This window comes from Mesorhizobium sp. M8A.F.Ca.ET.165.01.1.1 (assembly GCF_004792065.1).
In the GTDB taxonomy this organism is placed as follows: domain Bacteria; phylum Pseudomonadota; class Alphaproteobacteria; order Rhizobiales; family Rhizobiaceae; genus Mesorhizobium.
Window position 1 is genome coordinate 531,904 of record NZ_SRTH01000003.1, and the last position, 24,060, is coordinate 555,963.

Genomic DNA, 24,060 nt, shown 5'->3' on the forward strand with positions numbered 1-24,060 from the left:
GGATACCGTTCAACTAGCCATCAGCGCCTTGATGCCGTCGGCGACGAACTGCACCGCCAGCGCCGCCAGAATAACGCCGAGCAGGCGGGTCAGGATCGAGCGGCCGGTCTGGCCGAGGATGCGGTCGATGCGCTCCGACAGCACGAACACCAGATAGGTGATGGCGAGGCAGACGAAGATGATGCCGACCAGCGCCGCCTGTGCGGCAAAGCCCTGAAACGAGCCGGAGAGCAGCACAGTCGCCGAAATCGCACCGGGACCGGCGATCAGCGGGATTGCCAGCGGGAAGGCGGCGATGTTGTGGATCATGTCCTTAGTGATGGCGACGTCGCCGATCTTCTCCTTGCGGTCCTGGCGGCGCTCGAACACCATTTCGAAGGCGATGAAGAACAGCAGAAAACCACCTGCTACGCGGAAGGCCGGCAGCGTGATGCCGAACACCGACAGGATCGAGGCACCTGCGATCGCGAACAGCGCCATCACCAGGAAGCCGATGATCGAGGCGCGTACGGAGACCTGCTGGCGCTCGTCGCGATTCATGCCGCGTGTCACGGCGAGGAACAGCGGTGCCAGCCCGGGCGGATCGATGGTCACGAGAATGGTGACGAAGGCATTGAACAGGCTGTCGAAACTCGGCATCGCTGACCCCTCCCGCCGGGCCGAGCCCGCACTCCGATATTGGTAGCGCAAAGCCCGGTCGATGGGAACTGTCGGAGGGGCCGGAGACTTCGATGCGGTAGGGCGCGTCGCGGCGAAACGGATTCAGGCGACGCGCTTTGTCCGGTGGGCTAAATGTTCATAGGTGATTTGCCAGGGGTGGCTCTCGGAAGGTCTTTCCTCGCCGATCCAATGGAAGCTGTTGGCAGTGATCTCGGTGAAACGCCATCGAGTTTGCAGACCGCGCGAGTCATCGCCGATCTGGACAATGTCCTTACCCTCGGCCCGCCCGATCTGGCGCGAGTAATCTTGGTTGAGCGGATCATTCCAGATGATGTGCCAGCCACCGATCCCAGGATCGAAGATGCGCAAAGTCGTGCCATACATGGTGGACCGCGCAGGGCGCCTGGGCCTGATCCAGATGTCCTGAATCGCGCGGCCTTCGAGTACCCAGCCGAAATGGCATTCTCCGGTCCATTTCTGGATCGTGCCGTCGTCAAAGTGGTGGACCGTGTCCATTTCCCAGCTTCCGATCAACCATCCATAGAGGTCCATGTCTTTCGCTCGGTCGGCTGGGGGAGCCTCGGATACGAGAGCAGTGAGAAACGAAGAAATGGCCATTGTCACGAGGCCGTTTCGCATCCGGCACATTGGGCGTCGCGGATGCCGATCGAGACATGATCGAACATGTTTTTCTCCATTCTTACAATGATGTGCTGCTTCAGCTTGTAGTTACTCGCCGCGCCAGGAATTCGACCTCGAGGTGCCAGTCCGCGCCATCGTGCGAGCGCTCGCCGAGCCAGCGGAAGGAATTCTCGGTGATCCGCGAAAAGCTCCAGCGCACCGATGACCCGGTGCCGTCGGCGCCCACTTGTACGATGGTGTCGCCCTCGGCGCGGCCAAGCTGGCGGCTGTAATACTGGTTGCGCGGGTCGCTCCAGAAAATGTGCCAGGCATCGGCGCTTGGGTCATAGACCCGCAATGTCGTGCCGTAAAAAGTCCATTTGCCGAGCGAAGGCGAGGGGCCGGCGTCGCGCGCGGGCAGGATCCAGACATCCTGGATCGCCCGGCCTTCCAGCACCCAGCCGAAATGCACCTCGCCGCGGCCGGTCAGCACCGTGCCGCCCTCGAGATGCCGAGAGGCGTCAAATGTCCAGGCACCGACGAAGCGGCCGTAGAGGGCCAGTTTTTCAGCGAGCCCTTCGATCGGTCCGGGACTGTGCAAGGCTTCGGCAAATGAGGATTGGTCGACCATGGCTGCGGCCTCTTCTTGTCAGGAGACCGCGAGGAATAGGCGCTGGCAGGGTTCTGGGCTTGGGAAAAGTTGCTATATTTCGGTCATGACGGCGACCGCGAATACCCTTGCATCCGGACCTGACTGGCATGTGGCGGATGTCATCTGCACGGCCAGCGCCGGCGATCGGCCGTTCGAGGAAGCACATCGGGATTTTTGCGTCGCGGCGGTCACCGGCGGCTCGTTCCGCTACCGCGCGCAGCAAGGCACGGCAATGCTCGCGCCAGGCAGTCTCCTGCTCGGCAATTCCGGCACCTGCTACGAATGCGGGCACGAGCATGGCAGCGGTGACCGTTGCCTCTCCTTCCATTTCGGGCCGGCCTATATGGACCGGATCGTGGCTGATGTGCCGGGCGCCAGGACGCTCACCTTCGCGGCGCCACGCCTGCCGCCGTTACCGGCCCTGGCGCCGTTGCTGGCCGAGGCGGAAGCCGCACGCGACCTGGCCGACGCGGACGCCTTCGAGGAACTCGCCTTGCGCATCGCGGGTGCCGCGATGGCTACAATCTCCGGCGCCACGCATGCCGGGTGCGGCCCAAGCCGCCGCGATCAGAAAAGGGTTGCCGAGGCGGTGCGGCGGATCGAACTGGGTGCCGACGGACCGATCTCGCTTCCAGCGTTGGCGGATGAGAGCGCGACCAGCCCCTATCATTTCCTGCGCACCTTCCGGCAGGTCGCCGGCATGACGCCCTATCAGTACCTGCTCAGGACCCGGTTGCATCGCGCGGCAGTGCGATTGCACACGTCGAAAGATGCCATCTCGGCAATTGCTTTCGAGACCGGCTTCAACGATCTGTCGACCTTCAACCGCCGGTTTCGGCGGGTCATGGGCGAGACTCCGGGCCGCTATCGCGCCATGCGCGCGGGCAGCGGCTGAAAAGTTGCGTCACCACCCGTGGCATCAGTCCATGGTCGGGCCGCACCAGCCGGGCAGATAGTCGGCGTCCTTGCCCCTGGCCAGCACGAGTGCATCCTTCATCGCCTTGTCGAAATTTTTCGCCACCGCGCCTTTGTCGATGCGTCGGCGCAGGAAATCCGCCCACAGGAATTCGCTGAACGGCGTGGTGTCCTTGGCGTAGCCACCCAGCCGGCGCAGTTCGCCAGCCATGCTCCGGTAAGGGTCGTCGACCAGTTCGCCGATGGTCTTCGGCAGGGCGGCATAAGCCCGGCGCTGGCCGTTTTCATCGAATGGATGCATCCAGCCGCGGTTGTCGAGCATGAAAAGGAACGCGTCCTTGTCCAGTGCCGACAGGTCGCTGATCACCGTCACGAGCACACCCTTGACGCCTTCCTCGATCAGGGCGCGGGCGAGATGATGGTGATCGGTGACGTAGTTGCGGTTTTTCGGGCCCAACACGACCGGGATCATGTGCTTGCCCAGAAAGGCGCCTGTGTTCGCGGCGCTCTGCGAGCGGATCAGCTGGCGCTTGAGATCCACCTCGCGCATCCCGACCGTAATTTGCGTTGGCCGCAGTTCCTTGACCGGGACCGGGGTCACCAGCGGCTCTCTCAGGACGATCATGGTGTACTCTCCTGGTTTTCCGGCGGGCCGGAATGCAGAGCCCTGATGGCGGCATCGACGCTGTGGAAGATCCGCTGCGGGCCGACGAGATCGATGATGCCGAACCGCGCAAGGGCTGCCTGGGCACGCACCGATTCCATCCGAGCAATGGCGAATATTGCGCCCGCATTGCGGCAATGGGTGATGGTTTCGATCAATGCCTGGGCGGCGGTGTAGTCGATTTCGACAATGTTACTGGCCTCCAGCACGACGAGTTTCACATCGCCCTTGCGGGCGTCGACCAGATCACAAAAGCCGCGTTTGAAACCGTCGGCATTGACGAAGGACAATGGCGCCTGGAACGCCGCGACCAGCACGCCGGGGAGTTGTTCGCCAGCGCTCGGCTTGCCCGGCGGCCACCAGACGGAGGTTCCCGGGACCTGTTCAAGTTCGATCGGCAGCGTCTGGGTCGCGCTCCAGATTCCGTGCAGCAGCGACAGGCCGATGCCGACCGCCACGCCGGTCTCGATGGGCAGCACGACGATGGCCGCCATGGTGATCAGGATCAATGCGAATTCGACCGGCGCTTGCCGGTAGACACTGGCGAAAACCTTCCAGCGCAGAATGTGCTGGGCGACGAACATCAGGACCCCGGCGAGGGCGGCCTGCGGAACATCGGCGAGCAGGCCGCCGCCAAAGGCGCCCAGCGCCACAACGAGCGCCGCGGCAATGAGGCTCGAGAGTTGCGAGCGGCCGCCCGACTGGGAGACGATTGCCGTGCGTGGTGGGCTGGCGTTGACGGCGAAGGCGCCGAACAGGCTCGACGCGATGCTGCCGGCGCCGGCACCAACGAAATCGCGATTGACGTCGGGCGCGTCGCCCTGCGGAGCGAAGGAACGGGACGTGGCGGCCGTCTGCACCATGACGACGATGGCGATCAGCAATGCCAGCGGAACGAGCGCCTGCACGTCGTCGAGACCGGCCAGTGGCAACCCTGCCCGCGGCAGGCCATTCGGCAAGGCACCAAGCACCTCGACGCCATGATCCTTGAGGCCGAAAATGGCGACCGCTGTCGTGGCAAGCACCATGCCGATCAGCGCGCCGGGGATGCGGGCGCTGATAAGCTCGGAAAACAACACGATTGCGAATACCCCAAGGCCGAGCGTCAGGCTCCAGGGGTTGGTGAGATGGAGGCTGCTGGCGATTTCGCCGATGCGCTGCACGGTTTCGCCGCTTTCCGCCGGCAGGCCGAGCAGTCCAGGCAATTGTGAAACGATGATATGGACGGCGATGCCTGCCAGAAAGCCAGTCGTGACCGGCACCGAGAGCAGGTCGGCAATCCAGCCGAGGCGAAAGACGCCGCTCAGCATCACGATCAGCCCGACCATCAGCGCCAGCGTGGCGGCCAGCGCCAGATAATGCGGTGAGCCTGATGATGCGAGCAGCGCCAGGCTGCCGGCAAACAAAGGCGTGATGGTCGAATCCGCGCCGGACGAAAGGTGGCGATTGGCGCCGAACAGCGCAAACGCCACCGAACCGGCGACAAAGGCGAAAAATCCAACCTCGGGCGCAAAGCCGCCGAGCCTGGCTGTCGCCATCTGCTCGGGAATGGCGATCGCGGCCAGTGTCACGCCCGCGATCAGATCGCCATTGAAATCCCGGGGCGTCCAACCGTGCAGCGCCCGCAAAGGCAGCCATGAGCTCCAATTCATGGTGATCGCGGCTTTTGCTTGGGGAGTTGGTCCATTACAGGCTTTTGCCTTGGTGGCGGCGAAAAGCGTAACGGCCATATCGTCGCAATTAGCGGTATCCTTTTGAAATTACCACTAAAAATGACACTGGAAAAGTGCCGTGAACATTGGAGTTTCGGCCGTGCTTCCTATATAAGCGGTCAGTGATTCCTGATTAGATTGTGATCCGATTTGACCGACCAAAAGACACCGCGCGGCGCCGACGGCGGCCCCACCGGCATCGAACCCATCTCCATCATCGAGGAGATGCAGAGTTCCTATCTCTCTTACGCCATGAGCGTGATCGTCAGCCGTGCGTTGCCAGATGTGCGCGATGGCCTGAAGCCCGTGCACCGCCGCATTCTCTACGCGGCGCATGAGAGCGGCTACCACTGGAACCGCAAATACGTGAAGTCGGCGCGTCCTGTCGCCGACGTGATGGGTAAATACCATCCGCATGGCGATGCCTCGATCTATGACGCCTTGGTGCGCATGGCGCAGGACTGGTCGCTGCGTGTGCCCTTGATCGACGGGCAAGGCAATTTCGGCTCGATTGACGGCGATCCGCCGGCGGCGATGCGCTATACCGAATCGCGCCTGACCAAGGTCGCGCATGAGCTTCTGGAGGATATCGACAAGGACACCGTCGATTTCCAGGACACTTATGATGCGTCGGACACCGAGCCGAAGGTTCTGCCGGCGCGCTTTCCCAATCTGCTGGTCAACGGCTCGGGCGGCATTGCCGTCGGCATGGCGACCAACATCCCGCCGCACAATCTCGGTGAGGTCTGCAACGCCGCCATTGCCGTCATCGACAATCCGGCGATCGACCTGCCGGCGCTGATGGAGATCATTCCGGGCCCTGATTTCCCGACCGGCGGCATCGTGCTTGGCCGCTCCGGCATCTACAGCGCCTATTCCACAGGCCGCGGCTCAATCGTCATGCGCGGCAAGGTCAACATCGAACAGCGCGGCAATGACCGTGAATCGATCATCATCACCGAGGTTCCCTATCAGGTGAACAAGGCCTCGATGATCGAGAAGATGGCCGAACTGGTGCGCGACAAGCGCATCGAGGGCATTTCCGACATTCGTGACGAAAGCGACCGTCAGGGTTATCGCGTCGTCATCGAACTCAAACGTGACGCCGTTGCCGACGTCGTCCTCAACCAGCTCTACCGGTTCACGCCGCTGCAGACGTCTTTCGGCGCCAATATGGTGGCTCTGAACGGCGGCAAGCCGGAACTGCTGAACCTGACCGACATGCTGACGGCATTCGTCACCTTCCGCGAGGAGGTGATCAGCCGGCGGACTAAGTTCCTGCTCCGCAAGGCGCGCGACCGCGCCCATGTGCTGGTTGGTCTAGCCATCGCCGTCGCCAACATCGACGAAGTGATCAAGCTTATCCGCACCGCGCCGGATCCGCAGTCGGCGCGCGAGCAGTTGATGGAGCGGCGCTGGCCTGCGGGTGACGTTGAATCGCTGATCCTGCTGATCGACGATCCACGCCATCGCATCAACGAGGACGGCACCTACAATCTGTCCGAGGAACAGGCGCGCGCCATCCTCGAACTGCGCCTGCAGCGCCTGACAGCGCTGGGCCGCGACGAAATCGCCGATGAGTTGAACACGATCGGCGACGAGATCAAGGACTACCTCGACATCCTGTCGTCTCGCGCGCGTATTCAGCAGATCGTCAAGGACGAACTCGCCGCCGTGCGCGACGAGTTCGGCACGCCACGCCGCACCGAGCTCACCGACGGTGGCGCGGACATGGAAGACGAGGACCTGATCCAGCGCGAGGACATGGTCGTGACGGTGAGCCATTCCGGCTACATCAAGCGCGTGCCGCTTTCGCTCTACCGGGCGCAGCGCCGCGGCGGCAAGGGTCGCTCCGGCATGTCGACCAAGGAAGAGGATTTCGTCACCCGGCTGTTCGTCGCCAACACGCACACGCCGGTGCTGTTCTTCTCCTCGCGCGGCATCGTCTACAAGGAAAAGGTCTGGCGCCTGCCGATCGGCAACCCGCAGTCACGCGGCAAGGCACTGATCAATATGCTCCCGCTGGAGCAGGGCGAGCGCATCACCACGATCATGCCGCTGCCCGAGGACGAGACGAGCTGGGGCGAACTCGATGTGATGTTCGCCACCACGCGGGGCACCGTGCGCCGCAACAAGCTTTCCGACTTCGTCCAGGTCAACCGCAACGGCAAGATCGCCATGAAGCTGGAGGAGGAGGGCGACGAGATCCTCGGCGTCGAGACCTGCACCGACAATGACGACGTGCTTTTGACCGCCAGCTCGGGACAGTGCATCCGCTTCTCGGTCGGTGACGTGCGCGTCTTCCAGAGCCGAAACTCGGTCGGCGTGCGCGGCATCACCATGGCTGACACCGACCGCATCATCTCAATGTCGGTGATCGAGAATGTCGATGCGCCGCCGGCTGAACGCGCCGCCTACCTTAAGCGTGCCGCGGCCGAACGGCGGCTTGCCGCGGGCATCGCCGCCGGTGAAGAGGAAGAGATCGCGCTGACCAATGAAGAGGTCGGCGAGGAGACGGAGCTTTCCGACGAGCGCTACGAGTTCCTCAAGGCGCATGAGCAGTACGTGCTCACGGTCACCGAATACGGTTACGGTAAGCGCTCTTCGTCCTATGATTTCCGCCTGACTGGACGCGGCGGCAAGGGCATCCGCGCCACAGACGTGTCGAAGACGGCCGAAATCGGCCGTCTGGTGGCAACTTTCCCGGTCGGCAATGACGATCAGATCATGCTGGTGTCGGACGGCGGCACCGTCATTCGTGTGCCCGTCAATGGCATCCGTTTCGCTAGCCGCGCCACCAAGGGCGTGACCATCTTCAACACGGCTGAAGGTGAAAAGGTGGTTTCGGTCGAACGGATTTCGGAGCCACAAGCGGACGAGGAAGCGGAAGAGGTCGAGGGTGGCGCGGAGCCCGGTTCGACGCCTGACGGCAGTCCGGATAACAGCGAATAGTCGTTGGTTAGCATAGTAACGCCGGCCTGTGGCCGGCGCGGCAGCAAGTCGACAATAGCTTAGTAGTGGCGATACGGCTTGCGCAGGCCGAAGCCTTCGAAGCGTTTGGTGGTTGCCTTGACGCGAATGCGCTGCGCCTCCTGATGCAGCCCGAATACTGTGGCGATCAGCATGGCGACGGTCATTGCGGTGGCGAGCATGTAGATCAGCATGTGCGTGTTCTCCTGCGCCTTACAACGGATATATGGGGCTTTGGTTTCATCTTATTAAGGGTGCAACCTAGTGAACGCTGCGTGAAGGCTTCGTGATCAGCGTATTCATCTGTCGTTCATGTGCCGGAAAAGGTTCACGGGCCGCCTGCCGATCGGATTTGCCTTTGTGAGAGAGGCTCGCTAGAAGCTCCGGCATGACCGAACGCATCGCCCTTTACGCCGGCTCCTTCGACCCGCTGACCAACGGCCATCTCGATGTGCTGAAAGCGTCACTGGCGGTTGCCGACACTGTCTATGCGGCGATTGGCATTCATCCGGGCAAGAAGCCGCTGTTCTCCTTCGACGAGCGGGTGCGGTTGATTGAAGCCGCCACGAAAGCCGAATTCGGCCGCGATGGCGCCCGCATCAAAGTGGTCGCTTTCGATGGGCTGGTGATCGATGCCGCCAGAAGGGAAGGCGCCTCGATCATGATCCGCGGTCTGCGCGATGGCACCGACCTCGACTACGAAATGCAGATGGCGGGCATGAACGAAACCATGGCGCCGGAGTTGCAGACGGTTTTCCTGCCCGCCAGCCCGTCGGTGCGAACCATTACCGCCACACTTGTGCGCCAGATAGCCTCGATGGGCGGCGACATCCGCCCCTTCGTGCCGGCGGCCGTGGCCGGTGCGCTCACCGCAAAATTCGCGAAATAAGCTCGGAGAAAATCCTCATGCAGCTCAAAAGGCTCGCCTCATTCCTTGTTTTGCTCGCCGGTCTCTTGACCGCGTCCGTTTCCGCCTATGCTGCAGACCCGGAAAACACCATGATCATCACGCTGAAGGGGGGCGACGTCACCATAGCGTTGCGCCCCGATCTGGCACCCAAGCACGTCGCGCAGATCAAGAAGCTGGTGCGCGATCATGCCTATGACAATGTGGCTTTCCATCGCGTCATCGACGGCTTCATGGCGCAGACCGGCGACGTCAAGTTCGGCAACATGGAGAAAGGATTCAACGCCCAGGCCGTCGGCACCGGTGGCTCGGACCTGCCCGACCTGCCGGCCGAATTCTCTCAGACCGAGCACTACAAGCGTGGCGTGGTCGGCATGGCCCGCTCGCAGGATCCGAACTCCGCCAATTCGCAGTTCTTCATCATGTTCGCACCGGCACCGCCGCTCGATGGCCAATATACCATCGTTGGCAATGTCGTCAGCGGCATGGAGCTGGTGGACAAGATCAAGAAGGGCGACGAGGCGGACAATGGCACGGTTGCCGATCCCGACCGGATGATCAAAGTGCGCATTGCCGCCGACAAATAGTTCCATTTTACAAAAGGATATCTGACATGGCTGAGATCAAGGACCGCGAGAACGCGCTCATCATGGAAACGACCAAGGGCGAGGTCGTCATCGAACTGTTTCCCGATTTGGCCCCCGGTCATGTCGCCCGCATCAAGGAACTGGCGCGCGAAGGCGCCTATGATGGCGTCGTCTTCCACCGCGTCATCGAAGGCTTCATGGCGCAGACCGGCGACGTCAAGTTCGGCAACTCGAGCAAGCCCTCGTTCGCGCCTTCCCGCGCGGGCATGGGCGGCTCGGAAAAGCCTGACCTGAAGGCAGAGTTCTCCAACGCGAACCACGGTCGCGGCACCTGCTCGATGGCCCGTTCGCAGAACCCGAACTCGGCCAATTCGCAGTTCTTCATCTGTTTCGACGATGCCGCGTTCCTCAACCGCCAGTACACGGTCTGGGGTCAGGTCATCGAAGGCATGGAGAATGTCGACAAGATCAAGCGCGGCGAGCCGGTGCAGGATCCCGACAAGATCGTGTCGCTGAAGGTCGCGGCAGACGTCAAGTAAGGCGAAACGACAATGATGGGCGTCGTCTGGTCGCTTCTCGGCATCCTGTCCGGCGCCTTCATTGCGATTCAGGCGCCGATCAATTCGCAGCTGGCGCGCGGCCTGGGTCTCCCGGTCGCGGCGGCAGCGTTTTCGTTCCTGTCTGGCGCGGTCGTGCTCGGCATCATCTCCTTCACGGTGGTGAAGCTGCAAGGCATTTCGCTCGACTGGAAGGCGCCGGCGCCGTGGCTGTTCGTCGCCGGCGGCATGCTCGGCGGCTTCTATGTCACGCTCTCCACCATCTTGACGCCACGCATCGGCGCCGCCGCCCTTATGGCGTTCCTGGTGGCCGGTCAGTTGCTCGCCGGCATGCTCATCGACCGCGTCGGCTTCCTCGGTGTCGCGGTGCGTGAAATCTCGGTCGGCCGCGTGGCCGGCGCCGTGCTTCTGCTGGCCGGAGCGCTGCTCGTTCGGCTGTTTTGATTCCCGATGCGCGTCGACCTCTTTGATTTCGACCTGCCGGAAGAGCGCATCGCGCTTCGCCCGGCAGAGCCGCGCGACAGCGCCAAAATGCTCGTCGTCAAGCCGGGCAAGCGGCTGGAGGACCGGACGGTTGGCGATCTGCCGTCGTTGCTCCGCGCCGGCGACGTGCTGGTCTTCAACGACACCAAGGTCATTCCAGCGCAACTGAAAGGCATCAGGCGGCGCGGTGAAGCGGCTGCGCAGGTCGAGGCCACGCTGCACATGCGCATGGCTCCAGACCGCTGGCTGGCGTTCATGCGGCCGGGAAAGCGCATCGCCGCCGGTGACCGCATCCATTTCGGTCATGACGGCAATTCCTGTTTCCTTGGCCAGCTCGATGCCACGGTGATCGAAAAGGGCGAGGGCGGCGAAGCGTTGCTCGGCTTTGATCTATCCGGGCCCTTCCTCGACGAGGCGCTGCACGCGGTCGGCCACATTCCGTTGCCGCCCTACATCGCCTCGAAGCGCGATGACGACGAGCGCGACCATGCCGATTACCAGACCATCTATGCCCGGGAAGAAGGTGCGGTAGCGGCGCCCACCGCTGGCCTGCATTTCACGCCGGAGCTTTTTGCGGCGTTGGACGCCAAGGGGATCGAGCGCCGCTTCGTCACGCTGCATGTCGGCGCCGGCACGTTCCTGCCGGTGAAGGCGGACGACACCGCCGACCACAAGATGCATGCCGAGATCGGCTCGGTCAGCGAGGCGACCGCCAGCGCGCTCAACGCCGCGAAGGCGAGGGGTGGGCGCATCATTGCCGTCGGCACCACCTCGCTGCGTCTGCTGGAAAGCGCGGCGCGTGACGACGGTACGGTGGCGCCATGGTCCGGACCGACCGACATCTTCATCACGCCCGGCTACCGCTTTCGCACCGCCGACATGCTGATGACCAATTTCCATCTGCCGCGCTCGACACTGTTCATGCTGGTTTCGGCCTTCAGCGGTCTCGATACGATGCGTGCCGCCTATGCGCATGCCATCGCGAACCGCTACAGGTTCTACTCCTATGGCGACGCAAGCCTGCTTTACCGAGCGGAGATGAGCGATGGACGATGATCTGCAAACCCTCGATCGCGAAAGCCTTGTCGCGGAAGTGAAAAGGCTGCGCGCCGGTATTCGCGCGCACCGCGATACATCAGGCCATGATCTGTGCTGGCATCACCCCGATCTGTGGGACCTGCTGCCTGAAAAGACCGAGCCGGCGATCGCCGTGCCACCCTGGCCCAAATTCATGCGCGGCTGCATCCAATACCGCCAGTCGCTCGACAGGCAGGCGCCGGATGCGCCGGTGCACGACAAGGAATTCAATGGCTGAGACGTTCACCTTCAAGGTGCTGGCGACCGATGGCAAGGCGCGGCGGGGCCTGATCGACATGCCGCGCGGCGAAATCCGCACGCCGGCCTTCATGCCGGTCGGCACCGGTGGCACCGTCAAGGCCATGTACATGGACCAAGTGCGCGGCGTCGGCGCCGACATCATCCTGGGCAACACCTATCACCTGATGCTTCGCCCTGGCGCCGAACGTATTGCGCGGCTTGGCGGTCTGCACGAATTCGCCCGCTGGCCGCACCCGATCCTGACCGACAGCGGCGGATTCCAGGTGATGTCGCTGTCGAAGCTGAGGAAGCTGACAGAGAAAGGCGTCACCTTCCGTTCGCACATCGATGGCGCGGCTTATGAGATGTCACCCGAGCGTTCGATCGAGATTCAAGGCCTTCTCGATTCCGATATCCAGATGCAGCTTGACGAATGCACGGCGCTGCCGGCCGAGTTGAAAGAGATCGAGCGCGCAATGGACCTGTCGCTGCGCTGGGCCGAGCGCTGCAAGACGGCGTTCGGCGACCAGCCCGGCAAGGCGATGTTCGGCATCGTGCAAGGTGGCGACAACGCCGCGCTCAGGGTGCGTTCGGCGCAGGCGCTGAGCGCGATGAACCTCAAGGGTTATGCCGTCGGCGGCCTGGCTGTCGGCGAGCCGCAAGCGGTGATGCTCGACATGCTCGACATCACGTGCCCGGAACTGCCTGACAAAAAGCCGCGCTATCTGATGGGCGTGGGCACGCCGGACGATATCCTGAAATCGGTGGCGCGCGGCATCGACATGTTCGACTGCGTGATGCCGACGCGAGCCGGCCGGCATGGTCTTGCCTATACCAGGCGCGGCAAGGTCAATCTGCGCAACGCCCGTCACGCTGACGATCCGCGCCCGCTCGACGAAGAGAGTGATTGCCCCGCGGCCCGCGACTATTCGCGAGCCTATCTGCACCATCTGGTGCGTTCGCAGGAGGCGCTCGGGGCGATGTTGCTGACCTGGAACAATCTTTCCTACTACCAAAAGCTGATGCAGGACATCCGGGCCGCGATCGAAATCGGTGTCTTCGAACTGCGCTCGGGCGAGATATCCGAGGGTTGGGCCAAAGGCGACCTGCCCGTACTTTGAATTGGGATCCGAACACACTCTTTCTAAACATAACCAAGAGTAATTGTTCCGAGCTATATTCAGGCAAGGGGCAAGAAACTGTCCACAACAGCAGATGCATCTGTCGACAATTCTAAATTAGCACTGCCTAAATTGCATGCTAGTGTCCTGCGTTCGGCAACGCGCAAGCATCGGGGTGTCGGCCTGGCGATTGCCGCGATCGCAGCAATCGGCCTTGTCTTGCGATTGCTGGGTGCGCGCGGCGATCTCTGGCTGGACGAGATCTGGAGCTTCTTGCTGCTCGAGCCTCTTACCTCGATCGATCAGATATTCTGGCGCGTAAACCACGACAACAATCATTTCCTCAATTCGATCTACCTGTACCTGATCGGTCCTTATGCCTCGCCATTGCTTCAGCGCGGCTTATCGATTGCGCTCGGCGTCGGCACAATCATTGCCGCAGCCGTGGCTGCGCAAGGCCGATGGGCTGGTGTCATCACAAGCATGCTGTTTGCGGTGAGCTATCCGATGGTCCATTACGGCTCCGAGGCGAGAGGCTATGCCGGGCTGGTGCTGTTCACGCTCCTCTCCGTCGTGTTCCTGGAACGCCGGTTCGACACAGGCCGTTCAGGCATCGCATTCGCGGTCATCGTCCTTCTCGGGTTTTTGTCCCACCTCACGATGGTAGAAACGGTGGTGGTTCTGGTGGCCTGGAGCGCCTGGCTCATCTGGCGGCGCACCGGCAGTCTCGGTCGCGTCAATGTCGAACTGGGGCAGATGTTTACGCCGGCATTCCTTGCTTTGCTGCCGCTAGCCGCCTGCGTAACGATCGGCAGCCAGATGTTTGGCTTCAAGGTTGGTGGCGTTTCGCCGTTCACGCTCCAGGCCTTCGTCCAAGGGTACGGCGGAATGATCCGCTGTCTGTTCGGCTTGCCGCCTTGGATCAGCAACTTGGCCTGTATTGCCTTGGCCTGCGGCCTTGTCTGCGTCTTTGCCGGTACTCGGCGCGATCGGCGGGCCAGTCTCTATGTCATCGGGATTATCGGACTGCCTATTCTGATGGCGGCAGCACAGCTGCCGACCCTCGATTTCCCGCGCTACTTTCTGGTCAGTGCAACATTGCTGTTGCTTTGCGCGGGCGAGTTGCTTGCGCTCGGGTTCGCCGCCGCTGGCATATATCGGCTTGTTGCCGTCGGGGGGCTGGTGGCAATCCTAGCCGGCACGATGACGTTTCTGTTGCCATTCTACGAAAAGGAACGCGGATCCTATGCCGTCATCGTTGAGGAGATGACACGCAATGGCGCAACGAGCTACGCCAGCAATCAAGATTTTCGGATCGCCGTGATTGTCAACTATTTTGCCAAACGGCTGGGACGCCAGTCATTGCTCGTCGCGGCCGACAAGATATGTGACGAGCGTCCGTCCTGGCTGATCCTCGAGGGCGCCGTGGACCAGCAGCCGGAGCATGTCGCGGCCCCGTCCGGCTGCCTGTTGACCTATGATCGCGTCGATGCCTCGACGAGTTGGGGACTGTCGGGGCAGGGCTGGACGCTCTATCAGCGCCAGGATTGAAGTGAGCGAACTGGTTCAGGTGCTCAGCGAATTCGAGGCGCGCAGGCTGCAGCCGGTGATCTGGAATGTGCCGTCGGGCTGCTGCTGAAGCGTGTAGACCGCCTCATATTCCTTGCCGTCGGGGCCAATGATCAGCACCTGCTGGACGATCGAACCCGGGCCCGTCTGCTCGACCTTGCCGAAAGAGTAGGACCGTGGCTTGCGCACAGGCGGGTAGCCGTTGGTCACCATGTTCATGAAAGCATCGACGGTCGGGAATACCTGCTTCACGTTCGGAGCGGCGAAGCTGTAGGCCTTGGCGCCGTCATCGGCGATGAGGGCCTTCAATTGACCGTCGATGACGGCTTGGCCAGCCTTGATCTCGGCATCGCCGGCAAACGCCTGGGAAGCCAGCATGAGCGAAACGAACGCGAATGCGAAAAAGCTGCGGCGCATGGCCTGTCTCCACCTTCCCTCGAAAAGCCGCCTCCAGAAAAGCTGTTGCGGAGGCATCCTAACATACGGGGGACGGCGCTTCACGGTTTCAGCGGCCGCCAATATTCGTCCCGGCTCGGCGGATTCCTCGAGCGCGGCATGCCGGTTGCGAAGATGCGCGAGGCCGTGGCCAAGGCCCGCGCCGGCTAAGTGCGCATTCCAGCGCTTGAAAGCCAGCCTCCAGTCTGCCAGAAGGGCCGCTTGAACGTGGACGTTTAGCGGGACGAAGCCATGAAGGCGTTTTTCGTGCAGATCAAATGCGAGCTTGGCAAATCCTACGAGGTTGCCAGCGCGCTTGCCGACGCCGAGATCGCTTCGGAAATCTACTCCACCGCCGGCAATTACGATCTGCTCGCCAAATTCTATGTCGATGATGAGGAAGACGTCGGCCATTTCGTCAACGAGAAGGTGCAGATTCTTCCCGGCATCAAGGACACCTTCACCGTCGTCACCTTCCGCGCCTTCTAGTCGCGAAGCGGATTTGCCCGGGCACGAGGCAAAGCCTGATCAAGCGCATATTTCAGCTGCCTCAATTTTAGGCAGCCGCGACATACTCATCGTCAGGTTCTTCCAAATCGCCGATTGCGCTTGATTTTCTCCGGCGACGCCAGTGAAATGGCGTCACAGGGGAGTATGCGATTGGCAGCGTTCGATGAAATGCTTCCGGAGGTCTCCGGACTTAGAAGACCGTATTCGGCTTACGATCGCTGGCTGAAGGAGCAGGATCCAGCCAGACTTACCGAAAAGATGCAGGACGCCGAACGCGTCTTTCGCAAGACCGGCATCACTTTTGCCGTTTATGGCGAGCAGGAAGCATCTGAGCGATTGATCCCGTTCGACATCGTTCCCCGCATCATTTCAGGCAATGAGTGGCGCCGCCTGACGCAAGGCATCGAGCAGCGCGTACAGGCGCTGAACGCCTTCCTCGACGACATCTACCATCGCCAGGAAATCCTTCGCGCCGGCCGCGTCCCAAGGGACTTGATTGCCAAGAACGAGGCTTTCCTGCCGGAAATGATCGGCGTGCGGCCACCGGCCGGCGTCTACACCCACATTATCGGCGTCGACATCGTGCGCATCAGCGAGGACGAGTTCTACGTGCTGGAAGACAATGCACGCACGCCGTCCGGTGTCTCCTACATGTTGGAGAACCGCGAAACGATGATGCAACTGTTCCCCGAGCTGTTCCAGAAGATCAAGGTGCGGCCGGTGGAGAACTACCCGCAGCTGCTGCGCCAGTCGCTGGCGGCGGTGCGGCCGCAAGGCACCAAGGGGGCGCCGACCATCGCGGTGCTGACGCCCGGCAGTTTCAATTCTGCCTATTTCGAACACGCCTTCCTTGCCGACCAGATGGGGGTGCAGCTTGTGGAGGGACAGGATCTGCGCGTCGTCGACGGCCATGTCGCGATGCGTACGACCGAAGGCTACAAGCAGATCGACGTTCTCTACCGCCGCGTGGATGATTCTTTCCTGGACCCGCTGACCTTCAGGCCGGATTCAGCTCTTGGCATACCCGGCATCATGGATGTCTACCGCGCCGGGAACATCACCATTGCCAATGCGCCGGGAACCGGCATTGCCGACGACAAGGCGATCTATTCCTACATGCCGGAGATCGTCGAATTCTACACCGGCCGCAAGGCGATCCTCGGCAACATCCCGACCTGGCGCTGTTCGGAACCGGACAGCCTGAAATATGTGCTCGAACACATTGATGAGCTCGTCATCAAGGAAGTGCACGGTTCCGGCGGCTACGGCATGCTGGTCGGCCCGGCTGCAACCAAGAAGGAATGCCAGGATTTTGCCAAGAAGCTGCAGGCCAAGCCGTCTAATTACATCGCCCAACCGACGCTAGCGCTCTCGACCTGTCCGATCCTGACTGACAAGGGCCTGGCGCCGCGCCACGTCGACTTGCGGCCTTATGTGCTGGTTTCCGATCGCATCCAGATCGTGCCTGGTGGGCTGACGCGCGTTGCGCTGAAGGAAGGCTCGCTGGTGGTGAATTCCTCGCAAGGCGGCGGCACCAAGGACACCTGGGTGCTGGATGATTGAGATGGGTGAGTAGGGGATAGTCAGTCGTGAATAGTGGATGCAGAGGGGACAGGGAAATGCCATATTCCGTTGAGATTCAGTCGCTTGCCATCCCCTACTCGCTATTCCCTGCTCACTAGCCCGAAGGGCCATTCCATGCTTCTCGGCCGCACCGCCAACGGGCTCTACTGGATGAACCGCTATATCGAGCGGGCCGAAAACATGGCGCGGTTGGTCGATGCCGGCCTGCGCATGGCGCTGACCCGCACTCAAAGCGCCTCGGAGGAGTGGAACTCCGTGCTGCTCAGCGCCGGCTCCGACGCTGCCTTCACGCAGAAGTATTCGGACTATTCGGCGGCGAACGTCGCTGATTTCCTGCTGCGCGACACGTCGAACCCTTCAAGCACGATGTCGTCGATCGAGACCGCCCGCAACAATGCGCGCATGGTGCGCACCGCGCTGACGCGCGAGACCTGGGAGAGCATCAACGAAGCCTGGATGGCGCTGAAACGGATGCTGGCGAGGCCGATCGACGAGCGCGACCTGCCCAATGTGCTCGATGCGATCAAGCGCGAGACAGCGCTGATCCGTGGCTCGTTCTACGGCACCATGCTGCGCAACGAGATTTTCGACTTCTCGCAGCTCGGCACCTATGTCGAGCGCGCCGACAACACGGCGCGCATTCTCGACGTGAAATACTACGTGCTGTTGCCGTCGATTTCATGGGTCGGATCGAGCCTGGACAACTACCAGTGGGAATCGATCCTGCGTTCGGTGTCGGCGCATCGCTCTTATCGCTGGGTCTACGATGCCGACTACAAGCCGACCAATATCGCGGACTACCTGATCCTCAACGTCCGCATGCCGCGGTCGCTGACCTTCTGCTATCGCTTCCTGGCAGAGCATCTGAAGTTTCTCTCCGACGACTATGGCGAGCGCCATGCGTGTCACGCAACGGCGGAAAAAACGCAGGCGATGCTCAGGACAGGATCGATCAAGGACATATTCGACGCCGGCCTGCATGAGTTCCTGGCAGGGTTCATTCGCGACAACACCAGGCTCGGCGACGAGATCGCGCAAGACTACAGGTTTTATTGAACATGATCCCGAACCGAAGGACCGCGTCAGCGAAAAGTGGATACCGGTTTTCACCAGAGATCATGCACTCGAACGGAAGATGGCCATGCGGCTGAAAATCACTCACCGGACCGAATATCGCTATGACGCGCCGGTGCAATATCTACTTCAGAGGCTGCGGCTGCTTCCCATGAGCGGGCCGACACAGACAGTGCTGTCCTGGGCGCTGAAGGTCGAAGGCGCGCGCGAGGAAGTGCGATTTACCGACCATTACGGCAACGACAACAGGCTGTTGAGCGTCGAGGGTGACAACGACGTGATCACGGTCGAGGCTTCGGGCGAGGTGGTGACGCGCGATACATCAGGCGTTTGCGGGCCGCATCAAGGCTTCGCGCCGCTCTGGTTGTTCGCGCAGGAGACTGCCTTGACCACCATAGGCGGCGGCATTCGTGATCTTACCGAGGCGGTCGGCAAGGGCACCGACCTCGAAAGGCTGCACAGGTTGATGGCCGCCATCGGTGAGCGCGTCGCCTACACGCCCGGCGCCACCAATGCGACGACCGCGGCCGAGGAAGCCTTGGCGCTGAAGACCGGCGTTTGCCAGGACCATAGCCACATCTTTGCCGCCGCCGCGCGCGCCATGGGATTTCCGGCCCGCTATGTCAGTGGCTATCTGATGATGGATGCGGCGGTGGAGCAGGCGGCGAGCCACGCCTGGGCCGAAGCCCATGTCGCGGGCCTCGGCTGGGTTGCCTTCGATCCCGCCAACGGTATTTCTCCCGATGAACGCTATGTGAAGGTGGCTACCGGCCGCGACTACCGTGACGCTTCGCCGGTGTCGGGAATTCGGATGGGACAGGCGGAAGAACTGCTTGCGGTCACCGTCACGGTAGAGCAGTAATCCCCCCAGGATTGCTGCCTCAAGAGATTCTATGACCTATTGCGTCGGCCTCAAGATCGATCGCGGGCTCGTGTTCATGTCGGACACGCGCACCAATGCCGGCATGGATTCGATCTCGACCTTCAAGAAGATGCATGTGTGGGAGCAGCCGGGCGAGCGCGTCATCGTCTTGATGTCGGCCGGCAATCTGGCGACGACACAGGCCGTGGTCAGCCTGCTCGACGAGCGCACCAAGGCGGTGACCGACCGCCACGAGAAGCTGCTCGAAACGCCATCCATGTACCAGACGGTGCGGCTGGTCGGCGACACGGTGAAAGAGGTGATCGCGCAATCGTCGCCCGCCGGCGAGAAGGCCGATTCCTATTTCAATGCCTCCTTCATCCTCGGTGGGCAGATCAAGGGCAGCCCGCCACGCCTGTTCATGATCTATCCCGAAGGCAATTTCATCGAGTCGACCGACGACACGCCGTTCTTCCAGATCGGCGAGACCAAATACGGCAAGCCGATCATCATCCGCGCCTATGAAAAGACGATGAGCCTCGCCGAGACGGTTAAACTCTTGCTGGTGTCGTTCGATTCGACGTTGAAATCGAACCTGTCGGTCGGCTTGCCGCTCGACCTGCTTTTCCTGGAACGGGACGCCTTTCAGGTCGGCCTGAAAAAGCGGATCGGCCAGGACGATCAGTATTACCGCACGATCTCCGATGGATGGTCGAATGCCCTGAAGACGGCCTTCGCCAGCCTGCCGGATTTCCCCGGCTAGTTTTGCCTATCTCGCCATTCGACGGTGGTTGCAAATATTTCACATGTTAATTAATATGATCTTGAAGATCGGGCGGCTGCCGCCGGCCACGAAAGATCATGTCGGGAAGACAAGATGAACAATGACGATTTCCGGCAATGGTCGCAACGCGCCGCCGACTGGGGTGCCGACTATCGCAACAATTTGCGTGAGCGGCCGGTGCGGCCATTGGTCGAGCCGGGCGACATTTTCAGGAGCATCGAGGTGTCGCCGCCCGAAGACGCCGAACCGATGGACAGAATCTTCGCCGATTTCGAAGCCAAGATCGTGCCGGGGATGACACATTGGCAGCACCCCCGCTTCTTCGCCTATTTCCCGGCCAACGCGGCGCCGGTTTCGGTGGTGGCGGAATACCTGGTGTCGGCGATGGCCGCGCAATGCATGCTTTGGCAAACGTCACCGGCGGCGACCGAGCTTGAAACCCGCACCGTCGACTGGATGCGCCAGGCGCTCGGCCTGCCAGAGGGTTTTTCCGGCGTGATCCAGGATTCGGCCTCGTCGGCGACACTCAACGCCGTGCTGACCATGCGCGAGCGGGCGCTCGGCTGGCAAGGCAACAAAAAGGGTTTGGCCGGGCAGGGGCGGTTGCGCATCTATTCTTCCGACCAGGTGCACACATCGATCGACCGGGCGATCTGGGTCTCGGGCATCGGCGAGGACAATCTCGTGCGCGTTCCGGTCACCGGCCGTTTTCGCGCCATGGACGCGGCAGCCCTGGAAGCAGCCATCATTGCCGACCGGAAAGCCGGCATGCTGCCTGCTGGTATTATCGCCTGTGTCGGCGGCACCAGCACCGGTGGCACGGACGATATTGCAGCGGTTGCGGAGGTTGCCAGGCGGCACGGGCTCTACCTGCATGTCGATGCCGCCTGGGCCGGGTCGGCGATGATCTGCCCGGAATACCGGCATTTCTGGTCTGGCGTCGAAGGCGCCGATTCGATCGTCTTCAATCCGCACAAATGGCTGGGCGCGCAGTTCGATTGTTCGATCCAGTTCCTGCGCGACCCCTCGAGCCATGTCAGGACGCTGGCCATCAAGCCCGACTATCTCAAGACGCACGGCCATGACGGCATCATCAACTACTCGGAATGGTCGGTGCCGCTCGGCCGGCGCTTCCGCGCGCTGAAACTGTGGTTCCTGCTGCGCGCCCATGGACTGGAAAACCTGCGAACCATGATCCGCAACCATGTCGCCTGGAGCGAAGGCCTCGCCGCGCGTCTGGCAAGGGAGGTGGATTTCGAGATCGTCAGCGAGCCGATGCTGTCGCTGTTTTCGTTCCGGCACAAGGCGGCTTCGGACACCGATGCCGACGAGCACAATCTGCGGCTGGTCAATGCGATCAACGACGATGGCCGCATCTACCTGACGCAAACGAAAGTCGATGGAAGGGTGGCGATCCGCTTCCAGGTGGGCCAGTTCGATGCGACGGCGGAAGACGTCGACGCGGCTTTCACCGCCATTACCGAAATTGCACGCGCCGTGGCCTGAAAAAGGCTGGATCAAGGTCGCGCCGAGCTTCCCTCGTACAATCATCGGATTTCGTTAGCCGGCTTGTGCCTTTTCATCGGTTTCGTTTTCGACTATAAGCAAGAAAAACGAAAACGGGAGCTTGCTTGATGTATCTGTCGCCGCGCCATGCCGAGATCATCCAGATGGCTAAGGACAACGGCCGCGTGCTGGTCGACGATCTGGCCACGCATTTCAATGTGACGCCGCAGACCATACGCAAGGACCTCAACGATTTGTGCGACCAGCGGCTGCTTTCGCGCATCCATGGCGGCGCCTTGTTCCCGTCGGGCATCGAGAACATGGAGTATGAAGCCAGGCGCAAGATCGCGGCCGACGAGAAGGAAGCGATTGGCCGTGCGGCGGCGAGGCTGATCCCCGACAACGCCTCGCTGTTCATCAACATCGGCACCACGACGGAGGCGGTCAGCAAGGCGTTGCTCGATCATAACGGCCTGATGGTTATCACCAATAATATCAATGTTGCCAATAGGATGCGCATCTATCCTTCGATCGAGGTGGTGATTGCCGGTGGTGTGGTGCGCGGTTCGGACGGGGGTGTCGTCGGTGAGGCGGCGGTCGATTTCATCAGGCAGTTCAAGGTCGATTATGCTGTCATCGGTGCCTCCGCGATCGATCATGATGGAGCGCTGCTCGACTTCGATTTTCGCGAGGTGAAGGTGGCGCAAGCGATCATCGCCAATGCCAGGCATGTCATCCTGGTATCCGACCAGACCAAATTCGAGCGTACGGCGCCGGTACGCATCGGTCATCTGTCGCAGGTCAACACCTTCATCACCGATCGCTGCGAGATCGATTCGGTGCGCAAGATCTGCCAGGAAGCCGAGGTTCAGCTGATCGAGACGTCGCCCGCCTGAGGTCTTTTATCGTCTTCTCGCCGGCTTGTTCACCGGCTTGTGATATTTCGTTTGACATTCGTTATGAGTTCGAAATAATTCCGCTACGGTTTCGCAAAAGACCCAAAATGGTGCAGTGCGAAATCGTGGAGGAATTAAGTGGACCCATCTTCAGTCCGGGACATTTTCGTCATAGGCGGCGGTATTAACGGCTGCGGAATCGCCCGTGATGCCGTTGGCCGCGGGTTTTCGGTCTTTCTCGCCGAGATGAATGACCTCGCCAGCGGAACCTCGTCCGGTTCGACCAAGCTGATCCATGGCGGGCTGCGCTATCTCGAATTCTACGAATTCCGCCTGGTGCGCGAGGCGCTCATGGAGCGCGAGGTTCTGTGGAAGAACGCACCGCACATTATCTGGCCGATGCGCTTCGTGCTGCCCTACGCCAGGGGCCTGCGACCCGCCTGGCTGATCCGGCTTGGCCTGTTCCTTTACGATCACATTGGCGGGCGCAAATTGCTGCCGGCGACCAGGACGCTCGACATGGCAAGCGACCCGGCGGGCAAGCCTTTGAAGCCGCTGTTCAAAAAGGCCTTCGAATATTCCGATGGCTGGGTCAACGATGCGCGGCTGGTGGCGCTGAATGCACGTGACGCTGCTGACCGGGGCGCAACCATCCGGACCCGCACGAAAGTGGTTGGAGCCCGCCGCGAAGGCGGGATCTGGACGATAAAGATCGAGAACCTGCAAACCGGCGAGACCGAAGAGGTCAAGGCACGGTTGCTGGTCAATGCGGCGGGGCCCTGGGTAGACCACGTGCTGTCCGGCGTCGTCGGGCAGAATGACGTTCACAACGTCCGCCTCGTGCAGGGCAGCCACATCGTCATCGCCAAGAAGTTCGACGATCCGCGCGCCTATTTCTTCCAGAACAGGGATGGCCGCATCATCTTCGCTATTCCCTACGAGGACGAGTTCACGCTGATCGGCACCACCGACCGGGATTATCCCGGCGATCCGCACGATGTGAAGATCAGCGACACCGAAATCGACTATCTCTGTGCCGCGGCGAGCGAGTATTTCGCGGTTCCCGTCAAGCGTTCGGACATTGTCTGGACCTATTCGGCCGTGCGTCCGCTCTATGATGACGGCGCCTCCAAGGCGCAGGAAGCGACGCGCGACTACGTGCTGAAGGCCGATGGCGGCGAGGGCGCCGCACCGCTGGTCAACGCGTTTGGCGGCAAGATCACCACCTACCGCCGGCTGGCGGAATCAATGCTGGAGAAGATCGAAGGTTTTCTCGGCAAGCGCGGCAAGCCGTGGACATCTGATGCGCCGCTGCCGGGCGGCGATTTTCCGGCCACCGGTTTCGATGCGCAGGTGGCGAAGCTGAAAAGCGCCTACCCTTTCCTCGACCAGCGTTTGGCGCGCCGGTTGACCAGGCTTTACGGGACGCGTGCGCAGGTTCTGCTCGGCTTGGCCAAGTCGATTGCCGATCTCGGCCGCAATTTCGGCGGCGATCTGCACGAGGCCGAGGTGCGCTATCTCGTTGAAAACGAATGGGCCGTCACGGCGGAAGATGTGCTGTGGCGACGGACCAAGCGCGGTCTGCATCTTAGCCGCGAGCAGGTCTCGGCACTCGATGAATTCATGCGTGGCATAAGCCGGCAACATGTCGCGGCCGCCGAATGAAGAGGTTTT

The 24,060-nt window shown here is 61.6% G+C and carries 25 protein-coding genes; 18 read left to right on the top strand and 7 right to left on the bottom strand.

From position 1 onward, the window contains the following. Positions 1-9 precede the first annotated feature (9 nt). The 3 genes from EN808_RS11845 to EN808_RS11855 all read right to left on the bottom strand — a co-directional run bounded on the left by EN808_RS11845 (position 10) and on the right by EN808_RS11855 (position 1,912). On the bottom strand, positions 10-639 hold the full coding sequence (locus EN808_RS11845) for a MarC family protein (RefSeq protein ID WP_127280359.1): 630 nt from the start codon (positions 637-639) through the stop codon (positions 10-12). Between the two features lie 123 nt (positions 640-762). Continuing rightward, a complete protein-coding gene (locus EN808_RS11850; RefSeq protein ID WP_135864470.1) occupies positions 763-1,212 on the bottom strand; it encodes a hypothetical protein in 450 nt (149 codons plus the stop codon). Between the two features lie 166 nt (positions 1,213-1,378). After that, positions 1,379-1,912 (bottom strand): hypothetical protein, encoded by a 534-nt coding sequence (locus tag EN808_RS11855; protein ID WP_135864472.1) that lies wholly within the window; start codon positions 1,910-1,912, stop codon positions 1,379-1,381. A gap of 85 nt (positions 1,913-1,997) precedes the next feature. On the opposite strand from EN808_RS11855, the gene EN808_RS11860 reads away from it, so the two are divergent. Continuing rightward, entirely contained in the window at positions 1,998-2,828 is an 831-nt protein-coding gene (locus tag EN808_RS11860) for an AraC family transcriptional regulator (protein ID WP_135915847.1), read from the top strand. 24 nt (positions 2,829-2,852) lie between these two features. On the opposite strand, the gene EN808_RS11865 is transcribed toward EN808_RS11860, so the two are convergent. Both EN808_RS11865 and EN808_RS11870 read right to left on the bottom strand, forming a co-directional pair. After that, entirely contained in the window at positions 2,853-3,473 is a 621-nt protein-coding gene (locus EN808_RS11865) for a ParB-like protein (RefSeq protein ID WP_135915848.1), read from the bottom strand. Beyond that, positions 3,470-5,164, bottom strand: a complete 1,695-nt coding sequence (locus EN808_RS11870; RefSeq protein ID WP_245512043.1) for a SulP family inorganic anion transporter — start codon at positions 5,162-5,164, stop codon at positions 3,470-3,472. Before EN808_RS11870 ends, EN808_RS11865 begins: the two co-directional genes overlap by 4 nt. 210 nt (positions 5,165-5,374) lie before the next feature. Here EN808_RS11870 and gyrA point away from each other — a divergent pair, with 210 nt between their 5' ends. Continuing rightward, entirely contained in the window at positions 5,375-8,176 is a 2,802-nt protein-coding gene (gyrA, locus tag EN808_RS11875) for a DNA gyrase subunit A (RefSeq protein WP_135864480.1), read from the top strand. 59 nt (positions 8,177-8,235) lie between these two features. Here gyrA and EN808_RS11880 read toward each other — a convergent pair whose 3' ends face one another. Next, the gene (locus tag EN808_RS11880) at positions 8,236-8,388 is read right to left on the bottom strand and encodes a hypothetical protein (RefSeq protein ID WP_015317717.1); all 153 of its coding nucleotides are present in this window, start codon (positions 8,386-8,388) and stop codon (positions 8,236-8,238) included. A gap of 194 nt (positions 8,389-8,582) precedes the next feature. On the opposite strand from EN808_RS11880, the gene coaD reads away from it, so the two are divergent. The 8 genes from coaD to EN808_RS11920 all read left to right on the top strand — a co-directional run bounded on the left by coaD (position 8,583) and on the right by EN808_RS11920 (position 14,717). Further along, the gene (coaD, locus tag EN808_RS11885; RefSeq protein ID WP_127872530.1) at positions 8,583-9,083 is read left to right on the top strand and encodes a pantetheine-phosphate adenylyltransferase; all 501 of its coding nucleotides are present in this window, start codon (positions 8,583-8,585) and stop codon (positions 9,081-9,083) included. A 110-nt stretch (positions 9,084-9,193) separates the two neighbouring features. Beyond that, positions 9,194-9,688 carry a peptidylprolyl isomerase gene (locus EN808_RS11890; protein ID WP_245525069.1) on the top strand — a complete coding sequence of 165 codons (495 nt, stop codon included), beginning with the start codon at positions 9,194-9,196 and terminating at the stop codon, positions 9,686-9,688. Between the two features lie 26 nt (positions 9,689-9,714). Beyond that, positions 9,715-10,227 (top strand): peptidylprolyl isomerase, encoded by a 513-nt coding sequence (locus tag EN808_RS11895; RefSeq protein ID WP_135864486.1) that lies wholly within the window; start codon positions 9,715-9,717, stop codon positions 10,225-10,227. A gap of 12 nt (positions 10,228-10,239) precedes the next feature. Further along, positions 10,240-10,689 (top strand): DMT family transporter, encoded by a 450-nt coding sequence (locus tag EN808_RS11900; protein WP_135915850.1) that lies wholly within the window; start codon positions 10,240-10,242, stop codon positions 10,687-10,689. 6 nt (positions 10,690-10,695) lie between these two features. Beyond that, complete coding sequence (gene queA, locus EN808_RS11905; RefSeq protein WP_135915851.1) at positions 10,696-11,784, top strand: tRNA preQ1(34) S-adenosylmethionine ribosyltransferase-isomerase QueA; 1,089 nt, start codon at positions 10,696-10,698, stop codon at positions 11,782-11,784. After that, complete coding sequence (locus EN808_RS11910) at positions 11,774-12,043, top strand: hypothetical protein (RefSeq protein ID WP_135915852.1); 270 nt, start codon at positions 11,774-11,776, stop codon at positions 12,041-12,043. The genes queA and EN808_RS11910 overlap by 11 nt, the downstream gene beginning before the upstream one ends. Beyond that, positions 12,036-13,166 (top strand): tRNA guanosine(34) transglycosylase Tgt, encoded by a 1,131-nt coding sequence (gene tgt, locus EN808_RS11915; protein WP_135915853.1) that lies wholly within the window; start codon positions 12,036-12,038, stop codon positions 13,164-13,166. The genes EN808_RS11910 and tgt overlap by 8 nt, the downstream gene beginning before the upstream one ends. Positions 13,167-13,298: 132 nt before the next feature. Continuing rightward, the gene (locus EN808_RS11920) at positions 13,299-14,717 is read left to right on the top strand and encodes a hypothetical protein (protein WP_135915854.1); all 1,419 of its coding nucleotides are present in this window, start codon (positions 13,299-13,301) and stop codon (positions 14,715-14,717) included. Between the two features lie 15 nt (positions 14,718-14,732). On the opposite strand, the gene EN808_RS11925 is transcribed toward EN808_RS11920, so the two are convergent. Further along, the gene (locus EN808_RS11925) at positions 14,733-15,152 is read right to left on the bottom strand and encodes a DUF4864 domain-containing protein (protein WP_135915855.1); all 420 of its coding nucleotides are present in this window, start codon (positions 15,150-15,152) and stop codon (positions 14,733-14,735) included. 270 nt (positions 15,153-15,422) lie between these two features. Between EN808_RS11925 and EN808_RS11930 the strand changes: the two genes are divergently transcribed. The 8 genes from EN808_RS11930 to glpD all read left to right on the top strand — a co-directional run bounded on the left by EN808_RS11930 (position 15,423) and on the right by glpD (position 24,051). Next, positions 15,423-15,659, top strand: coding sequence for an Lrp/AsnC family transcriptional regulator (locus EN808_RS11930; protein ID WP_010909609.1), 237 nt, complete (start codon positions 15,423-15,425; stop codon positions 15,657-15,659). 171 nt (positions 15,660-15,830) lie between these two features. Next, complete coding sequence (locus tag EN808_RS11935) at positions 15,831-17,243, top strand: circularly permuted type 2 ATP-grasp protein (RefSeq protein ID WP_167531426.1); 1,413 nt, start codon at positions 15,831-15,833, stop codon at positions 17,241-17,243. Positions 17,244-17,378: 135 nt separating this feature from the next. After that, positions 17,379-18,320, top strand: coding sequence for an alpha-E domain-containing protein (locus EN808_RS11940; RefSeq protein ID WP_135915856.1), 942 nt, complete (start codon positions 17,379-17,381; stop codon positions 18,318-18,320). Positions 18,321-18,405: 85 nt separating this feature from the next. Beyond that, positions 18,406-19,200 carry a transglutaminase family protein gene (locus tag EN808_RS11945; RefSeq protein ID WP_135915857.1) on the top strand — a complete coding sequence of 265 codons (795 nt, stop codon included), beginning with the start codon at positions 18,406-18,408 and terminating at the stop codon, positions 19,198-19,200. 31 nt (positions 19,201-19,231) lie between these two features. Next, a complete protein-coding gene (locus EN808_RS11950; protein ID WP_127280448.1) occupies positions 19,232-19,963 on the top strand; it encodes a peptidase in 732 nt (243 codons plus the stop codon). A gap of 114 nt (positions 19,964-20,077) precedes the next feature. Beyond that, on the top strand, positions 20,078-21,490 hold the full coding sequence (locus EN808_RS11955) for an aspartate aminotransferase family protein (RefSeq protein WP_135915858.1): 1,413 nt from the start codon (positions 20,078-20,080) through the stop codon (positions 21,488-21,490). 128 nt (positions 21,491-21,618) lie between these two features. Then, on the top strand, positions 21,619-22,386 hold the full coding sequence (locus EN808_RS11960; protein ID WP_135915859.1) for a DeoR/GlpR family DNA-binding transcription regulator: 768 nt from the start codon (positions 21,619-21,621) through the stop codon (positions 22,384-22,386). A 138-nt stretch (positions 22,387-22,524) separates the two neighbouring features. Then, positions 22,525-24,051 (top strand): glycerol-3-phosphate dehydrogenase, encoded by a 1,527-nt coding sequence (glpD, locus tag EN808_RS11965; RefSeq protein ID WP_127872519.1) that lies wholly within the window; start codon positions 22,525-22,527, stop codon positions 24,049-24,051. The last annotated feature ends 9 nt before the right edge of the window (positions 24,052-24,060 follow it).

Excerpts from the sequence above, each read along its gene's own strand:
- EN808_RS11845 (WP_127280359.1), bottom strand. The coding sequence starts at position 639 with ATGCCGAGTTTCGACAGCCTGTTCAATGCCTTCGTCACCATTCTCGTG.
- EN808_RS11850 (WP_135864470.1), bottom strand. The coding sequence starts at position 1,212 with ATGGACCTCTATGGATGGTTGATCGGAAGCTGGGAAATGGACACGGTC.
- EN808_RS11855 (WP_135864472.1), bottom strand. The coding sequence starts at position 1,912 with ATGGTCGACCAATCCTCATTTGCCGAAGCCTTGCACAGTCCCGGACCG.
- EN808_RS11860 (WP_135915847.1), top strand. The coding sequence starts at position 1,998 with ATGACGGCGACCGCGAATACCCTTGCATCCGGACCTGACTGGCATGTG.
- EN808_RS11865 (WP_135915848.1), bottom strand. The coding sequence starts at position 3,473 with ATGATCGTCCTGAGAGAGCCGCTGGTGACCCCGGTCCCGGTCAAGGAA.
- EN808_RS11870 (WP_245512043.1), bottom strand. The coding sequence starts at position 5,164 with ATGAATTGGAGCTCATGGCTGCCTTTGCGGGCGCTGCACGGTTGGACG.
- EN808_RS11880 (WP_015317717.1), bottom strand. The coding sequence starts at position 8,388 with ATGCTGATCTACATGCTCGCCACCGCAATGACCGTCGCCATGCTGATC.
- coaD (WP_127872530.1), top strand. The coding sequence starts at position 8,583 with ATGACCGAACGCATCGCCCTTTACGCCGGCTCCTTCGACCCGCTGACC.
- EN808_RS11890 (WP_245525069.1), top strand. The coding sequence starts at position 9,194 with ATGATCATCACGCTGAAGGGGGGCGACGTCACCATAGCGTTGCGCCCC.
- EN808_RS11895 (WP_135864486.1), top strand. The coding sequence starts at position 9,715 with ATGGCTGAGATCAAGGACCGCGAGAACGCGCTCATCATGGAAACGACC.
- EN808_RS11900 (WP_135915850.1), top strand. The coding sequence starts at position 10,240 with ATGATGGGCGTCGTCTGGTCGCTTCTCGGCATCCTGTCCGGCGCCTTC.
- queA (WP_135915851.1), top strand. The coding sequence starts at position 10,696 with ATGCGCGTCGACCTCTTTGATTTCGACCTGCCGGAAGAGCGCATCGCG.
- EN808_RS11910 (WP_135915852.1), top strand. The coding sequence starts at position 11,774 with ATGGACGATGATCTGCAAACCCTCGATCGCGAAAGCCTTGTCGCGGAA.
- tgt (WP_135915853.1), top strand. The coding sequence starts at position 12,036 with ATGGCTGAGACGTTCACCTTCAAGGTGCTGGCGACCGATGGCAAGGCG.
- EN808_RS11925 (WP_135915855.1), bottom strand. The coding sequence starts at position 15,152 with ATGCGCCGCAGCTTTTTCGCATTCGCGTTCGTTTCGCTCATGCTGGCT.
- EN808_RS11930 (WP_010909609.1), top strand. The coding sequence starts at position 15,423 with ATGAAGGCGTTTTTCGTGCAGATCAAATGCGAGCTTGGCAAATCCTAC.
- EN808_RS11940 (WP_135915856.1), top strand. The coding sequence starts at position 17,379 with ATGCTTCTCGGCCGCACCGCCAACGGGCTCTACTGGATGAACCGCTAT.
- EN808_RS11945 (WP_135915857.1), top strand. The coding sequence starts at position 18,406 with ATGCGGCTGAAAATCACTCACCGGACCGAATATCGCTATGACGCGCCG.
- EN808_RS11950 (WP_127280448.1), top strand. The coding sequence starts at position 19,232 with ATGACCTATTGCGTCGGCCTCAAGATCGATCGCGGGCTCGTGTTCATG.
- EN808_RS11955 (WP_135915858.1), top strand. The coding sequence starts at position 20,078 with ATGAACAATGACGATTTCCGGCAATGGTCGCAACGCGCCGCCGACTGG.
- EN808_RS11960 (WP_135915859.1), top strand. The coding sequence starts at position 21,619 with ATGTATCTGTCGCCGCGCCATGCCGAGATCATCCAGATGGCTAAGGAC.